The 15,851-nt window shown below is 62.1% G+C and carries 15 protein-coding genes and 1 pseudogene; 10 read left to right on the top strand and 6 right to left on the bottom strand.

Annotated features, from left to right (window positions below; all coding sequences use genetic code 11):
- The 8 genes and pseudogenes from GGD57_RS23440 to GGD57_RS23405 all read left to right on the top strand — a co-directional run.
- Positions 1-255: pseudogene (locus tag GGD57_RS23440) on the top strand (sugar ABC transporter substrate-binding protein); the annotation flags it as partial.
- Positions 256-353: 98 nt separating this feature from the next.
- Positions 354-1,307 (top strand): carbohydrate ABC transporter permease, encoded by a 954-nt coding sequence (locus tag GGD57_RS23435; protein WP_184472636.1) that lies wholly within the window; start codon positions 354-356, stop codon positions 1,305-1,307.
- Positions 1,304-2,287, top strand: a complete 984-nt coding sequence (locus GGD57_RS23430) for a carbohydrate ABC transporter permease (RefSeq protein ID WP_184472635.1) — start codon at positions 1,304-1,306, stop codon at positions 2,285-2,287. Before GGD57_RS23435 ends, GGD57_RS23430 begins: the two co-directional genes overlap by 4 nt.
- A 3-nt stretch (positions 2,288-2,290) precedes the next feature.
- Positions 2,291-3,406: an ABC transporter ATP-binding protein gene (locus GGD57_RS23425; protein ID WP_184472371.1), complete on the top strand. Its 1,116-nt coding sequence runs from the start codon at positions 2,291-2,293 to the stop codon at positions 3,404-3,406.
- Positions 3,407-3,421: 15 nt separating this feature from the next.
- Entirely contained in the window at positions 3,422-4,960 is a 1,539-nt protein-coding gene (locus GGD57_RS23420; protein ID WP_184472634.1) for a GMC oxidoreductase, read from the top strand.
- A gap of 9 nt (positions 4,961-4,969) precedes the next feature.
- Complete coding sequence (locus tag GGD57_RS23415) at positions 4,970-6,625, top strand: GMC family oxidoreductase (protein ID WP_184472633.1); 1,656 nt, start codon at positions 4,970-4,972, stop codon at positions 6,623-6,625.
- 11 nt (positions 6,626-6,636) lie between these two features.
- Positions 6,637-7,806 carry a Gfo/Idh/MocA family protein gene (locus GGD57_RS23410; RefSeq protein WP_184472632.1) on the top strand — a complete coding sequence of 390 codons (1,170 nt, stop codon included), beginning with the start codon at positions 6,637-6,639 and terminating at the stop codon, positions 7,804-7,806.
- Between the two features lie 6 nt (positions 7,807-7,812).
- Entirely contained in the window at positions 7,813-9,897 is a 2,085-nt protein-coding gene (locus tag GGD57_RS23405) for an FAD-dependent oxidoreductase (RefSeq protein WP_184472631.1), read from the top strand.
- A gap of 31 nt (positions 9,898-9,928) precedes the next feature.
- Here GGD57_RS23405 and GGD57_RS23400 read toward each other — a convergent pair whose 3' ends face one another.
- The 3 genes from GGD57_RS23400 to GGD57_RS23390 form a co-directional block, all read right to left on the bottom strand.
- A complete protein-coding gene (locus GGD57_RS23400) occupies positions 9,929-10,111 on the bottom strand; it encodes a hypothetical protein (protein WP_184472630.1) in 183 nt (60 codons plus the stop codon).
- A 68-nt stretch (positions 10,112-10,179) separates the two neighbouring features.
- Positions 10,180-10,974, bottom strand: coding sequence for an exodeoxyribonuclease III (xth, locus tag GGD57_RS23395; protein ID WP_184472629.1), 795 nt, complete (start codon positions 10,972-10,974; stop codon positions 10,180-10,182).
- Between the two features lie 28 nt (positions 10,975-11,002).
- Positions 11,003-11,500, bottom strand: a complete 498-nt coding sequence (locus tag GGD57_RS23390; RefSeq protein ID WP_184472628.1) for a hypothetical protein — start codon at positions 11,498-11,500, stop codon at positions 11,003-11,005.
- 282 nt (positions 11,501-11,782) lie between these two features.
- On the opposite strand from GGD57_RS23390, the gene GGD57_RS23385 reads away from it, so the two are divergent.
- Positions 11,783-12,307 carry a hypothetical protein gene (locus GGD57_RS23385; RefSeq protein WP_184472627.1) on the top strand — a complete coding sequence of 175 codons (525 nt, stop codon included), beginning with the start codon at positions 11,783-11,785 and terminating at the stop codon, positions 12,305-12,307.
- Positions 12,308-12,475: 168 nt separating this feature from the next.
- Here the strand turns inward: GGD57_RS23385 and GGD57_RS23380 are convergent, their stop codons facing one another.
- The 3 genes from GGD57_RS23380 to GGD57_RS23370 all read right to left on the bottom strand — a co-directional run bounded on the left by GGD57_RS23380 (position 12,476) and on the right by GGD57_RS23370 (position 14,730).
- A complete protein-coding gene (locus tag GGD57_RS23380) occupies positions 12,476-13,099 on the bottom strand; it encodes a LuxR C-terminal-related transcriptional regulator (protein WP_184472626.1) in 624 nt (207 codons plus the stop codon).
- Between the two features lie 2 nt (positions 13,100-13,101).
- On the bottom strand, positions 13,102-14,490 hold the full coding sequence (locus tag GGD57_RS23375) for a sensor histidine kinase (protein ID WP_184472625.1): 1,389 nt from the start codon (positions 14,488-14,490) through the stop codon (positions 13,102-13,104).
- A 63-nt stretch (positions 14,491-14,553) separates the two neighbouring features.
- Positions 14,554-14,730 carry a hypothetical protein gene (locus tag GGD57_RS23370; protein ID WP_184472624.1) on the bottom strand — a complete coding sequence of 59 codons (177 nt, stop codon included), beginning with the start codon at positions 14,728-14,730 and terminating at the stop codon, positions 14,554-14,556.
- A gap of 163 nt (positions 14,731-14,893) precedes the next feature.
- Here GGD57_RS23370 and GGD57_RS23365 point away from each other — a divergent pair, with 163 nt between their 5' ends.
- On the top strand, positions 14,894-15,739 hold the full coding sequence (locus GGD57_RS23365) for a methyltransferase domain-containing protein (protein ID WP_184472623.1): 846 nt from the start codon (positions 14,894-14,896) through the stop codon (positions 15,737-15,739).
- The last annotated feature ends 112 nt before the right edge of the window (positions 15,740-15,851 follow it).

The raw sequence follows: 15,851 nt of genomic DNA, 5'->3' as shown, positions 1-15,851 counted from the left end.
GTCAAGGGTTCGGTTCCCGCCCGCACCGACGTTCCCGACACCGACTTCGACGCCTGCGGCAAGAAGGGCATCGCCGATCTGAAGGCGGCCAATGAAGGCGGCACGCTGTTCGGTTCGCTCGCCCAGGGTTATGGCGCGCCTCCGGCCATCGCCAATGCCTATAAGGACGTCGTCTCGAAGTTCGTCCACGGCCAGATCAAGAGCTCCGACGAAGCCGTCACCCAGCTCGTCCAGGCGATCGACGACGCCCGCTGAGACCACGGTCGATGACACTGCTTCCCCGCGTCGTCGCGGGGAAGCATCAGACCCGCGACCATGCGGGCCTGACGATGCAGGGGAGGAGATGAGGTACCATGAGCACAGTTGCGACCACCGATCCGGTTCTGACGCCGCGGCAATCGACGCGCGTCTCGCTGAGGGGCCGGCTGCAGGATGCGCTGCCGAAGATCGTGTTGGCGCCGAGCTTCGTCATCACCCTCATCTTCGTCTACGGCTTCATCGTCTGGACGGCCTATCTCTCCTTCACCAATTCCAAGACCTTTCCCTCCTATGAACTGACCGGCGCACGCGCCTATCAGCGGCTGTGGCGCTGGACCTTCGAGAGCGATCCGCCGTCCTCCTGGTATACGTCGATCACCAACATGGCGATCTTCGGCTTCCTCTATGTCGGCATCTGTTTGGCACTCGGCCTGCTGCTCGCCATCCTGCTCGACCAGAAGATCCGCGGCGAGGGGTTGCTGCGGCCGATCTTCCTCTATCCGATGGCGCTCTCCTTCATCGTCACCGGCGTTGCCTGGAAGTGGTTCCTCGATCCCGGCCTCGGGCTCGAGCAGACCCTGCACCACTTCGGCTGGACGAGCTTCCACTTCGACTGGATCAAGAACAAGGACTTCGTCATCTACACCGTCGTCATCGCCGGTGTCTGGCAGGCCTCGGGCTTCGTCATGGCGATGTTCCTGGCCGGTCTTCGCGGCATCGACGGCGAGATCATGAAGGCCGCCCAGATCGACGGCGCTTCGCCCTTCCAGCTCTACCGGCGCATCGTCATTCCGCTGCTGCGGCCGATCTTCCTGTCGGTCTTCATCGTGCTCGCCCATATGGCGATCAAATCCTACGACCTCGTGGTGGCGCTGACCTCGGGCGGGCCGGGCGGTTCGGCCTGGCTGCCGTCGAACTTCATGTATGAATATACCTTCAAGCGCAACGAGATGGCCGTCGGCTCGGCCAGCGCCATCATCATGCTGATGACGATCTCGGCGATCATCGTGCCCTATCTCTATTCCGAACTGAAGGAGAAGGCCCGATGAGCAGCCTCACCTCTTCCATCGGCACGTCCTCATCGACATCGGCAGCGGCTGCGGCAGCCGAAGGTGTCGCGCGTGGCAACAGCGCCCGCTTGATCGGCCGCATCGTCATCTACGGCCTGCTTGTCATCTTCGCCATCCTCTACCTGATGCCGCTCTTCGTCATGCTGACGACCTCGTTCAAGACCATGGACGAGATCCAGGGCGGCAACATGCTGGCGCTGCCGCAGGCGCCGACCTTCGATCCCTGGGTCAAGGCCTGGGGCGAGGCCTGCGTCGGGCTGACCTGCGCCGGCATCAAGGGTTACTTCTGGAACTCGATCAAGATGGTGGTGCCGGCCGTGGCGATCTCCACCATCATGGGCGCGCTCAACGGTTATATCCTGACCAAATGGCGCTTTCCCGGCCATACGCTGGTGTTCGGCCTGATGCTGTTTGCCTGCTTCATCCCGTTCCAGTCGGTGCTCTTGCCGATGGCGACGATCCTCGGCTCGCTCGGCCGCTTCGGCATGACGCTGCAGAACGCCACCGGCTGGAACTTCGGCTTCGGCAATTCGACGGTCAATCTGGTCTTCGTTCATGTCGTCTACGGGCTCGGCTTCACCACGCTGTTCTTCCGCAATTTCTACGAGGCCTTCCCGACCGAGCTGGTGCGCGCCGCCCAGGTCGACGGCGCCAGCTTCTTCCAGATCTTCCGCCGCATCATGCTGCCGAACTCGCTGCCGATCATCGTCGTCACCGTCATCTACCAGTTCACCAATATCTGGAACGACTTCCTGTTTGCCTCTGCTTACGCCGGCACCGGTGACTCCATGCCGATGACGGTGGCGCTGAACAATGTCGTCAACACCTCGACCGGGGTGGTCGAATACAATGTCAACATGGCGGCGGCGATGATCGCGGCCGTTCCGACGCTCATCGTCTATATCCTCGCCGGCCGCTACTTCGTGCGCGGTCTGATGGCGGGCGCAGTCAAAGGGTAAGTCATGGCCTTCCTGGAAATCTCCGGTCTCAGAAAGCGCTTCGGCGCCGTCGACATCCTCAAGGGCATCGATCTCGAACTCGAAAAGGGTGGCTTCCTCGTGCTGGTCGGTCCGTCCGGCTGCGGCAAGTCGACCCTGCTCAACACCATTGCCGGGCTTGAGACGATCACATCAGGCGATATCAGGATCGACGGCCGCGACATCAGCGGCCTGCATCCCTCCAAGCGCGACATCGCCATGGTGTTCCAGTCCTATGCGCTCTATCCGAACATGACGGTGGCCGGCAACATCGCCTTCGGCATGGAGATCCGCGGCGTTCCGAAGGAGGAGCGGGCCAAGGCGATCAGCCAAGTCTCCGACATGCTGCAGATCGGCCATCTGCTCGACCGCAAGCCTTCGCAGCTCTCCGGCGGCCAGCGCCAGCGCGTCGCCATGGGCCGGGCCCTGGTGCGCAATCCGCAGGTCTTCCTGTTCGACGAGCCGCTCTCCAATCTCGATGCCAAGCTGCGTGTCGACATGCGCACCGAGATCAAGCGGCTGCATCAGCGCATGGGCACCACCTTCGTCTATGTCACCCACGACCAGATCGAGGCGATGACGCTGGCGACCAAGATCGCCGTGCTGAAGGACGGGGTGCTGCAGCAGTTCGGCACGCCGGCCGAGATTTATAACAGCCCGGCCAATCTCTTCGTCGCCGACTTCATGGGATCGCCGGCGATGAACCTGCTCAACGCCACCGTCGAGAACGGCGCGGGCGGGCTGGAGGTCTCGCTCGAGCGGGCCAATAGCGCTCCCCTCAGATTGCCCGTCATGGCAGGCAATGACGGCCTGACCCGCTATACCGGCAAGCCGGTGATCTTCGGCATTCGCCCCGAGGCCTTGACCGATCCCGACGGCGCCGACCGCAAGGCGCGTTCGCTCACCGAAGGCGACTGCCTGATCGAGGTCGTCGAACCGGCCGGCTCCGACACCTTCGCCGTCACCAAGCTCGGCGGCAAGTCCGTCGTCGCCCGACTGCGCGCCGATGCCGGCATCGCGCCCGGACAAAGCACACGCCTTGCCTTCAATCTCGACAAGGCCGTGTTCTTCGATCCCGAAAGCCAGGTGCGGATCGTGTGACGGCCAGGTGCTGATATGAGCAGTTCCCCAGACATCGTCATCATCGGTTCCGGCATCGGCGGCTCCACGGTCGCCGCCGGCCTGGCTGCATCGAGCGCTGAGATATTGATCCTCGAAGCCGGCGATCATATCGCCGATCTTCCCGTCAATCGTGACCAGCGCGCCATCTTCCAGCGCGGGCATTTTCGCCCGAGGGAAACCTGGTACGAGGCAGACGGCAAGGGCTTCAATCCCGGCAACTACTACAATGTCGGCGGCAATTCGAAATTCTATGGCGCCGTCTTGTCGCGCTATCGCAGGGAGGATTTCGACGTCATCCGACATCGCGAGGGCGTGTCGCCGGCCTGGCCGTTTCCCTATGAGGAGCTGGAGCCGTGGTATTCGAAGGCGGAGCTGATGTATCAGGTTCGCGGCAGCCTCGGCGACGATCCCACCGAACCGTACCACTCGGCTGATTACGCCTACCCGCCCGTTCCTGACGAGGCGCCGATCGCCGATATCAGGGCGCGCCTCAAGCAGAAAGGCCTGCATCCGTCTTCGTTGCCACTTGGCCTCGACCTTGACGCCTGGCTCTCCAAGGCGCGCACACCCTGGGATGCGCATCCGAACGCCCGCGACGGCAAGATGGATGCCGAGACAGCAGCGCTTGCGCTGGCGCTGAAACATCAAAACGTCAGGCTCGAAACCAATGCGCGTGTGACAAGGCTCGACACGGGGGCGGGGAGCAGGATCGACCGCGTCACCTATGTCAAGAATGGGCAGACGCTGACGGTTTCGCCTGAGATTGTCATCCTTTCGGCGGGCGCCGTCCAGTCGTCGGTGCTTCTGCTGCGTTCGAAAAACGACCGCTTCCCCAGAGGCCTGGCGAATTCCTCCGATCAGGTGGGCCGCAACTTCATGAACCACAATGCCTCCGCCGTCATCGGCGTTTCGCCAGGGTTCCGGAACACCGCCATCTACCAGAAGACGTTTGCCTTCAACGACTTCTATCTCTCCGACGGGGAGGGAGGGCCGCCGCTCGGCAACGTGCAGCTCCTCGGCCGCATCTCCGAAAAAGTCCTCAAGGGCTCTCTGCCGCAGGCGCCGGAATGGCTGTTACGCTTCATCACGAGCCATGCCATCGACTTCTATGCGATGAGCGAGGATGTTCCCAATCCCGAAAGCCGCGTCATGGTCGATGGAGACCGGATCGTTCTCCAATGGCAACGAACTAACTGGGATGCGCATCTGGCACTGGTCGCCAGGCTGAAGGCGATCCTGAAGTCGATCGGATTTCCGATCGTGCTGTCGAGGCCCTTCGACAAGCGCACGCCCTCCCATCAATGCGGAACGGTCCGCATCGGAAACGACCCCGCGACGGCGCCGCTCGATCTCTACTGCCGTTCCTATGATCACGAGAATCTCTTCGTCGTCGACGCCGGTTTCCTGCCGACGTCGGCTGCGGTCAATCCCGCACTCACCGTCGCCAGCCAGGCGCTGAGGGTCGCGGACCACATCGCATCGAAAGACTTGCAGGCGTCAACGGATCCATTGGCGTGCGCCGGACCCAAATAGGACAGTAAGATGGCATTCGACTATATCATCACCGGTGCAGGTCCCGCGGGCTGCGTCTTGGCAAGCCGGCTGAGCGAGGATCCCGATATCAGCGTCCTCCTGCTCGAGGCGGGCGGCGGTGACTGGAATCCTCTTTTTCACATGCCCGCCGGCTTTGCCAAGATGACCAAGGGCGTGGCGAGTTGGGGATGGCAAACCGTTCCCCAGAAGCACATGAACGGCCGGGTGCTTCGTTATACCCAGGCAAAGGTCATCGGTGGCGGCTCGTCGATCAACGCTCAGCTCTATACGCGCGGAAATGCTGCCGATTATGACCTCTGGGCCAGTGAAGACGGCTGTGAAGGCTGGGATTACCGTTCGATCCTGCCGTATTTTAAGCGCGCCGAGGACAACCAGCGCTTCGCCGACGACTATCACGCCTATGGCGGTCCGCTGGGGGTCTCGATGCCGGCGGCAGCGCTGCCGATCTGCGATGCCGATATCCGCGCAGGGCAGGAGCTCGGCATTCCCTATAATCATGATTTCAACGGTCGCCAGCAGGCGGGCGTCGGATTTTATCAGCTGACGCAGCGCAATCGCCGCCGCTCCTCGGCATCGCTCGCCTATCTCTCGCCGATCAGGGACCGGAGGAACCTGACGGTCCGGACGGGCGCGCGTGTCGCGCGGATCGTCGTCGAGGGAGGCCGCGCGACAGGCGTCGAGATCGCCACCGCGCGCGGCTTGGAGATCGTGCGCGCCGAACGCGAAGTCCTGATCTCATCGGGTGCGATCGGATCGCCGAAGCTCCTTCTGCAGTCCGGCATCGGGCCGGCCGACCATCTCAAATCGGTGGGCGTCAAGGTGCTCCACGATTTGCCTGGTGTCGGCGGCAACCTGCAGGATCACCTGGATCTGTTCGTTATCGCCGAATGCACCGGCGATCACACCTATGACGGCGTCGCCAAGCTGCACCGCACGCTTTGGGCGGGGCTTCAATATGTCCTGTTCCGCACCGGTCCTGTGGCGTCGTCGCTCTTCGAGACCGGTGGCTTCTGGTACGCCGATCCCGGTGCACGGTCTCCCGATATTCAGTTCCATCTCGGCCTGGGATCGGGCATCGAGGCCGGCGTCGAGCGACTGAAAAACGCGGGCGTGACGCTCAATTCCGCCTATCTGCATCCGCGCTCCCGCGGGACGGTCCGCCTGGGATCGTCAGACCCGGTTGCCGCACCCTTGATTGATCCCAACTACTGGTCCGATCCGCACGACCGGAGGATGTCCCTGGAGGGGCTCAAGATCGCCCGCGAAATCATGCAGCAGGCGGCGCTGAAACCCTATGTCATGGCCGAAAGGCTTCCCGGGCCGAAGGTCATGACCGATGAGCAGTTGTTCGACTATGGCTGCGCCAATGCCAAAACCGACCATCATCCTGTGGGCACCTGCAAGATGGGAACGGGGCCAGACGCGGTTGTCGGACTGGATCTCAAGGTCCATGGCCTCGAAGGCCTCCGGGTCTGCGATTCCTCGGTCATGCCTCGCGTACCCTCCTGCAATACCAACGCGCCGACGATCATGGTCGGCGAAAAGGGATCGGATCTCATTCGGGGGCTGCCCGCACTGCCGGCGGCGATCTTCGCCTATGAACGCAATGATGCGAGGCCCCGGGCCCGTGCCGACATCCGCTAAGGAGCAAGACAATGTCTGAAGTGAGAGTTGCAGTGCTTGGCGCCTCGGGCTGGATGGGAAAGGTCCACACCATGGCCTATCAGACCTTTCCGCATTTCTTCGGCGTGTCGGACGGAACGGCGCGGATCGTGGCGCTTGTCGACGGCAACCCTGACGCAGCCGCGGATATCGGCAACAGGGCGCCGGGCGCCAGGATCTATCAGGATTGGAAACTGGCGGTCGCCGATCCCGAGGTCGATCTGATCGATATCTGCCTGCCTGACCATCTTCACTATCCTGTAGCCAAGGCGGCATTGCTGGCAGGCAAACATGTCTATTGCGAGAAGCCGCTGGCCAACACTGCAGGGGAAGCACGGGAACTGGCCGAGATCGCCAGAGAGAAGGGTGTGATTACCCGTGTCGGACATGCCTTTCCCCGCAATCCGGTCCATGATCTGGCCAAAGACATCATAGAATCCGGCGAAATCGGCGAGATCAAGCTGTTTCGCGGCTGCCAGCACGTCGACATGTATGGCGATCCCACAGCTCCTTTCATGTGGCGCGCCGACGGCAAGCTGGCGCCGACGGGGATCGTCGGCGATACTGGTTCGCACATCTTCAGCTTCATGGATTTCCTGGTCGGCCGCGTCAGTTCGCTGATCGCCGACAATCTGATCGTCACGCCGCGCCGGCCCGTCGTCGAAGGCCTTGCCTATGGCGAAGAGGTGAAACTGACGGGCAACGAGGCCTGGGCTGATATCACCAACCCCGACGCCACGAACCTCTTATGCCGGTTCGAGAATGGCGCCGGCGGGATCGTCGATTTCAGCCGTGTCGCGACCGGCCGAAAGTTCATGCAGACCTACGAGGTCTATGGAACCAAAGGCAGCATCGCCTATAGCTATGACGAGATAAACCGGCTGCGCTTCTACTCCAACGACGACCGCACGGGGCGGCGCGGCTTCCGGGAGATCGATGTGGGGCCGGAAAACGCCACCTTCCGGGCATTCCTTCCTCTGCCGAATTTCGGCATAGGCTACAACGAAAGCAAGATCATCGAGGCGGCGGAGGTGATCCGCTCGATCGTTGCAAACAGGCCGATGTGGCCGACATTCGATACGGGCCATCACATCTGCCAGATCGTCGACGCATGTATGGAGTCCTCCCGGCTGAAGCGCTGGGTCGACATCCCGCTGGGCTGAACGTCGATGACCACAGCTGTCCCGCAGGAAATTCTCGACGCGCTGACCGATGTCGACATGCCCAGGCTTCCGCCCGAAGCTGGCCCTTCGGAAGCGGTTCGGCTTGCCGGCATCGAGGTGCCGGTCTATCGCGCCGGTTGCGTCGTCGTCGGATCGGGTGCCGCGGGTCTGCGTGCGGCGGTGGAAATGAAGCGGCGCGGCGACGACGTCGTCATCATGAGCCAAAGCGCCTGGGGCGGAACCTCGGCCTGCTCGGGATCCGACAAGCAGACCCTGCACACGGCCAACACCGCCGATCAGGGCGACAATTACAAGGCGATGGCCCGCGCTATCCGTAGCGGCGGCGCGATGGATGAGGACACCGCCTATGTCGAGGCGGTCGGCTCGTCCCGGATGATGGCGTCGCTGCAGTTCCTCGGTCTGCCGCTGCCTCAGGATCCGCTCGGGGGAACGCTGAGATACCAGACCGACCATGACGAGGTCGGCCGCGCCACCAGCTGCGGTCCGCGCACCTCACGCCTGATGGTCAAGGTGCTGGCCGAAGAGGCGATCCGGCTCGCCGTGCCGTTCTACAACCAGACGACCGCGGTGAAGATCCTCACCGAAGGCGAGGGGGCAGACCGCCATGTGGTCGGCATACTCGCCATGCGCGCCGGCGGCCGCACCGAAGAGAACCCGCTGGGCATCGCGCTGTACGCGAGCGATGTGATCGTGCTCGCGGCCGGCGGGCCGGGCGAGCTGTACCGCGACAGCGTGTATCCCAACGGCTGCTTCGGCTCTCTCGGACTGGCGCTCGAGGCCGGCGTCGAACTGGTGAACCTGACGGAAAGCCAGTTCGGCATCGGAACGCGCAGGGAAGGCTTCCCGTGGAATCTGTCGGGCACTTACGTCCAGGCGATTCCGCATATCTATTCGGTCGACGCCGATGGCGTCGAACACCACTTCCTGGCGCAATATTACCGCAGCACGCAGGAACTGGCCTCGAACGTCTTTCGCAAAGGCTATCAATGGCCGTTTCATGCGACCCGCATGCTCGATTTCGGTTCAAGCCTGGTGGATCTCGCTATATCAAGCGAAACCGCCGCCGGGCGGCGGGTCTTCATGGACTTCAATCGCAATCCGCTGCCGGTGCCGGGCGACCTGCCGTTCAGCCTGGAAAGACTGGATGAAGACGTCCGCCTCTATCTCGGCAAGGCCGGTGCCGATGAGGAGATGCCGATCGACCGGTTGAAGCACATGAACCCGCTCGCGATCGAGCTTTACCGCCGCTACAAGATCGACATTGCCGCTGAACCGCTGGCATTTGCCGTCAACAATCAGCACATGAACGGCGGCATCATGGTCGATACCTGGGGCCGCAGCAATCTCGCAGGCTGTTACGCCGTCGGAGAAGCGGCCGGCACGCATGGCGTGACGAGGCCGGGTGGTGCTGCGCTCAATGCCGGGCAGGTGTTCGGCACCCGCGCGGCCGAGCATATCAGCGCGAGCGGCAGGGCGAAGCGGGCCTCTACGGACGATATGTCAGGCATCGCAGAGGCAGGTATCGCCGATCTTCTTTCTGCCCTTCGAGCCGAGAGCCCGCTCACCGTCAAATCAATCCGCGCGGAGGTGCAGGCGCGGATGAGCGACAAGGCCGGCATTATCTGCAATCGGCAGAGCGTTGCTCAGGCCTTGATCGAAGCGCGCAAACTGAATGCCGATATTCGCGCCGAGGGCGTCGCCTATGACCGCACAGCCGAGGCGATCCGGGGCATGCAATGGCGGCAGATGGCGCTCGCCTCGGAAGCCGTGCTCAGCGCGCTCGACTACTTCATTCGCAAGGGCGGCGGCAGCCGCGGCGCGCGCGCAATATGTGATGCAGAGGGCGAATCCCTGCCGCTGGCGAGCGCAGGTCCGTTGGAGGAATATCGTTTCCGCAGAGAACGCGAAGCCGATCGGGACGAGCAGATCGTCGTTCGGCTCGAGGGCGACAAGATCAGGCTGTCGAGGCGTGCAAACCGCACCTTCGATGAAAGCGCCAGATCCTTCTTCGAGCGGGATTGGCCGGCTTGGCTGACCGGCCGCATCTATGATCTCACCGCCGATGACTGAGGCCGCCGCCCGCGGATAGCAACTCTGCCGATCAATCGGGATTGGCAACCGGAGGCGGAACCCGGACGCGCTCGGTATCGTCGGAGCCTTCGGCGATGGCTTCCTCGCTTTTCCGCACCCGCCTTGGCGGATCCTTTCCTTCGAGAGGCTTCGGCGACAACTGGTCGTCGGCCTCGATTTCGTCGGTGTTCAGGTAGTTCTTGCTCTCGTCCATTGGCGCGCTTCCCTTTGACAGGAAACTCCCGGCGATATGGCGAGGTTCCCTCGCTCCTGTTCCCCGGCTCATAGCTCGGCTCCAGCTTCGGAAACGTCGAGTTCGATCATGACGGGCGCATGGTCGCTCGTATGTTCCCAGGCTCGCGGCTTTCTCCGGACAGTTGCCGATCGAAGCCATGGTGAGACGGCCGGACTGAGCAGGAAGTGGTCGATCCGCAGTCCTGCGTCACGCTCGAAGCTGTTTCGCCAATATTTCCAGAAGGTGTAGACGCGTTCTCCCGGATGCAGATGTCTGACGGCGTCGGTCCAGCCCTGGGCGACGAGATCGGCATAGGCCTTGCGGACCTCAGGCCGGAAAAGGGCGTCGTCCAGCCAGCGCTCCGGCTTGTAGACATCGATCTCCGTCGGCATGACGTTGAAGTCACCGGCGAGGATCGCCGGCACCTCGAGTTCGAGGAGTTCGGCGGCGTAGTCGTGCAGGCGGCGGAACCAGCGGAGCTTGTAGTCGAACTTGGCACTCGGGAACGGATTGCCGTTCGGCAGATACAGACATCCGATCACGAAGCCGTCGATGACGGCTTCGATATACCGGCTGTGGGTATCGCCAGGATCGCCGGGAAGACCGCGCCGCGTCAGGATCGGTGTCTTGCCCTTCGCCAGGATGGCAACCCCGTTCCAGGATTTCTGTCCGTGCCAGACGGCGCCGTAACCGGCCCGCTCGATCTCCTTTCGCGGAAACCCGGTATCGTCGGTCTTCAGTTCCTGGAGGCAGGCCATATCGGGGGCGTCCTCCTTCAGCCAGCGCAACAGAATGGCCAATCGTCCATTGATCCCGTTGACGTTGTAGGTCGCGATTTTCACGGGACTGCCGCAAGTCGAGGCCGGCTCCTCAACGTGTCGCACCGAAGACGAAGGCGATGGCGGCGACGATTGCGACTGAGGTCAGCGGCTGCCGGCGTATTCTGTCCTCGACCTCCTGGGCGAAGCTGCGCGCTTCCGCTTTTGCCAGCCGGGCTGTTCCGGAGGCCAGCTCCGAAGCCGACTCCGCGATCCGGCCGGTGTCTTTCCGAAGTGCGCGCATGTCCTTGCGATCACCATCCGATCCTTCGGAGGAGCCGATGGTTTCGCCGGTCGAGCGCAGGGCTCGATCGACGAGCGGAAATTCCTCGTCCAGCCTGGTCGGGTCGGGTTCCCGCTGTACACGCTCAGCCGCCTCGACGTCGCTGCGGCCGGCAGGAATTGAGGTGTGGGTGGCCGACACCGGGTCGGAGGCCGGAAACGTATCCTCGATTGCTTGAGTGAGATCGCCTCTTCGCCCCCGCTTCCGCTGCTCGGCCTGCTCTTTTCGCAGGGACTGGACGGCGGGGGATTCGTTCGGGTTTGCCATTGCCGTTTCCTCTCGTTGTTCTTGGACAATCAAATCGGCGACAAGGAAAGAAGTTCCAGAAAAATGCGTCATCGCTCTATGCGGCAGGCTCGCGACGAGGAGAGGCGAAGCTTCCGAATGGCGCGCCGCGCTGGCGCTGGCCCCGGCAATCGGCAGACCGGACCAAAGTCCTGCCTGAGCTAGTACCTAGGTCCCGTTGCATTCTGCCTTCGGAACAGCGAAAATTGTCTGGCGTCTATATTGCAGAGATAACGGCGCAGTAAGGGTGAACGAGGTTATGGCATGAGTTTTTCGAAACGCGATTTTCTGAGGTTGGGCGGCGGCGCGGCCGTTGCTCTCTTCGCTGTCGCATCACCGCTGACCTTGAACCTCGACGGCCCCCTTCCTGTTCTGGCGGCAGGATGCGCGCAGGCAAAAGACGGCAATAACGGCAATGGAAATGGTAGCGGTAACGGCAATGGGGGAGGGAACGGCAACGGCGGCGGCAACGGAAACGGCGGCGGCGGCAACGGAAACGGCGGCGGCAATGGTGGCGGCAATGGCAACGGTGGCGGCAGCGGCAGTAGCAGCTCGGGAAATGGGAATTCCAGCAGCAGATCCTCTTCCTCTTCTACGGGATCGTCAGGAGGGTCGGTGGCAAGCGCGACGGAAGCTTCCGACGGCTCGATCGACGTCCGGCACACGAACGGCATTACCGAAACCTTGCGAAGTGGCCGCTACGTCATGAAGGACGGGAAGGGCCGTACGATCATAAGCAGGCAGGCGACGGCAAGCGATGCCCGCCGCCTAAGCCGCTACCTTCGCTGAAACATCAGCCATACAGCCGACGATATCCTATTCCAAATGCCTGTCGCCGGGACATGTGAGCGGTTTTAAAGCATGTCGCGCAAAAGTGTGCAGCGGTTTTGCGCGAACGACATGCGTAAAACAAAGACCTAAAGCGCGACGAGCGAATCTGAAAGATCGCGACGCGCTTTAGTGCCGTTCGCGCCATTGGAGAGCCGCTTCCGTCCTGTTCGAGACGCCGAGCTTGCTCAGAATCTGCGTCATATGGTGCTTCACGGTTTTTTCCTGCAGGTTGAGACGCAAGCCGATATGCTTGTTCGACAGACCTTGCGAGACGAGATCCATCACCTCGCGCTCCCGTGGCGTCAGACTGTTTTTGTCAGGCGCGCCGCCATTCAGCGAACTCTCCATGACTTTCGTCGACATTGTCGGAGAGATATAGCGTGATCCGCTCAACACCGTCTGGATGGCTTCGGCGAGGCCGCGCGAGCCGACACCTTTGAGAACATAGCCCATCGCGCCCCGCTGCAAGGCCCCGAGCAGCGTGTCCAATTCCTCGGATACCGTCAACATCAGCACCTTTGTCGTCGGGCTGCGCATCAGCACTTCACCGATCGCCGACAGTCCGCCGCCGGGCATCGAGACATCGAGCAGCATGATGTCGGGGCGGCTGGTCGCAGCGATCATCGCCGCATCATCGCTGCTTGCGCCTTCGCCGACGACGGAAAAGCCAGTGATTTCCGACAGGCTGCGCGTGACGCCTTCGCGAAAAAGCGGGTGGTCGTCAATGACCCCGATGGTGATGGATGTCATCTCTAGTCTCCCACGTCCATAGGCTCGAATGTCATGGTCACCGTCGTCCCTCCTTCGCCTGTCTTGACGTCGAACGAGCCTCCCAGACTGTCGACGCGTTCGCGAAGTCCCACCAGGCCGAGGCTCGTCGGCCTCACCTCGCTCGGGTCGAAGCCATCGCCGCGGTCGCTGACCTCGACATGAACGTGACCATTGTGCGAGACGGCTCTGACCGCCTGTTGAACGCCGCCGCCGTGACGATAGGCGTTGTTCAAGGCTTCCTGAACGAAGCGGTAAATGCAGATCTTTACGGCAGGAGCAAGTTCAGGTCCATCATCGTCGATGATCGTCTCGACACGGGTTTCGGTCTTGTGCTGATGCGCTTCGACCACCCGCGTGACGATCTCGGTGATCGAGGACTTCTCGATCTGCGGGAGCACCAGCCCGCTGCAGATATTGCGGATCTCGGTCATCGCCTCGGCAAGGCTCGAGCGTATCCAGGCGAGCTCCTTTTCGCGCGCCTCGGGATGGGTCGAGGCGTTGATCAACATATCGCTGTCCAGCCGCAGTGAGGCATAGGCAATGTGCTGGGCCGGACCATCGTGCAGATCGGCGCCGATGCTGCGCAGATATGTTTCGTTCAGCGCCGCCGCGCGCTGCGAGGCGCGCTGCAGCCGCCGCTGCAGCCCGCGGTTTTCCGCCAGCAGCGCAGAGAGATCCTCGACCCGTTCTTTGAGATCCCTGCGTTGCGCTTCTATCGTGCGGCTAACCCGGAACACCAGGACGGAGAGAACGAGGAAAAAGATTGCCGTCAGAGCGGCGACGGCGGCCCAGCTGCGGAGCCTGGCATGGGCCAGACTGTCGCTCAGTCCTTCCGCCGTTTCGTAGAATTCGATGACGGCGACCGCCTGTCCGGACCATGGCTGGAGCACCGGATTGTATATTTCCATCAGCGGCTTGCCGAGCGCCCGCTCCTTGTCGCTTTCAGGATCGTCGGCGATTTCGTAGCGGGCGACGAGGGACCCTGCGAAGGCTTTCTCAAGCTTGTCGTTGACCGGAAACGTCCTGCCTACCAGCTCCTTCTCGTTCGAATAGAGGATGGTGCCGTCGCTTCGCCACAGCTTGAACGAAACAAGGCGCCTGCCGAGCGCCCCCTGACCCAGCGTCTCGTCCAGAGCCTGAGCGCTGCCTTCGTCCAGCAATGACGCCTTCTGCATGTCGGGAAGCAGCGGCGCGACGACGCTGTCCACATAGAGCGCCGTCGCAGCGCCGGAATTGTGGATGACCGCTTCCTCTATGAGGTGGGTCACGAGAATGCCGACCAGGAACATGGCGGCGATCGATATGAGCCCGCCCGCGATGAAGAATTGGGAGGCGAGTGAGCGGGCATTCCAGCGGCGAAGCCAATTCATTTTGATACCGGTCAGAGTCTTGCCGACTAACCTATCGCTTCCTCGAAATTTTTCCAGACAGCATCAGGGCAGATCCCGGGTATCGAAGATTTCCGCGCCTCTTATGCTTTTGGTCAACTGCAGCGTATCGCCCGACATGGCTGCGCCGAAGACGTAGAGAAGGGCGGCAAGAACGACGACAAGGGCGATGACGCACACGTTGCAGGCGCCATTCACTCGTGATCTGTTGCTCTGGGTCATGTCAGGATCTCCTTCGTTCCCCTGAAACGGCACGGCCCGGTGCGCGTTCCACCCTCGGGACTTCGGTCCGAGGAGAGCCTGGGACCTAGGTCCGACGCCGTAGACGTCGGCGGTTTCCGTCATATTTGAGGGGTGAGTGGTTCGGAGCTTTGGAGATTTGCCAGTGACGATTTCTGCCGAGATCAAGGATAATGCCAACGCCGCCTTCACCGGTCCATCCTTTGATGAAGGTGTCGCCGACCTTTACCAGGCCCTTCTCGTGCCGATCCTTTTCGAGCCCTATGCGGCGGAGATGGCGATCCTCGCCGACCGATCGAAACCCGACAGCGTTCTCGAGGTTGCTGCCGGGACGGGCGCCTTGACGCGTGCTCTGCGCGCGACGCTCGATCCGCCGACGGAGATCGTTGCCACCGACCTCAGCCAGGCGATGATCGACGTCGGCGCGCCATCGGTGACGCTGTCGCGGACTCACTGGATGCACGCCGATGCACAAAATCTGCCGTTTGCGCCCGAAATGTTCGATCTCGTCATCTGCCAGTTCGGCGCAATGTTCTTTCCCGACAAGGTGAGGGCCTATGCAGAGGCTGAAAGAGTGCTGCGCAGCAAAGGCCGTTTTCTGTTCTCGACCTGGGATTCAATCCTGGTCAACGATTTCGCACGATGTGTGGACGAATGTCTGGCCAGCCTCTTCCCGTCGGATCCTCCGGATTTTCTAAGGCGCTTGCCATATTCCTACTTCGATCCCGGTCCGATCAAGGCGCAGATGGCTTCGGCGGGATTTCAGGCGGTGACCTGCGATCGGCTCGAGTTGACATCGGTTGCTGCCAGCGCACACAGTGTTGCAGCCGCCTTTTGCCGGGGTACGCTGCTCCGGGGAGAGATTGAGTGGCGGGCGCCGGAGCGCATGTCCGAGATTGTCGAGGCGGTGGCCGAGCGCGTGGAAGCGCGGCACGGAGCTTCTCCCAGCGGCAGGATGAGCGCGCTGGTGGTTGCCGGTCGCGCTGCGTAATCGCCTTCGGCGAAAGCCGATGCGCCAATCGCGCAATTCCTACAATCATCATACTATTTTATAATCATTCTTAAGGTGAATGTGCTTCACTCGTGCCAAGGCCGAGGGAATA

The organism is Rhizobium esperanzae (assembly GCF_014197615.1).
Taxonomy (GTDB): Bacteria; Pseudomonadota; Alphaproteobacteria; order Rhizobiales; family Rhizobiaceae; genus Rhizobium; species Rhizobium esperanzae_A.
Note: the sequence above shows the minus strand (reverse complement) of the source record. Positions and strands in the feature narration are given on the sequence as shown.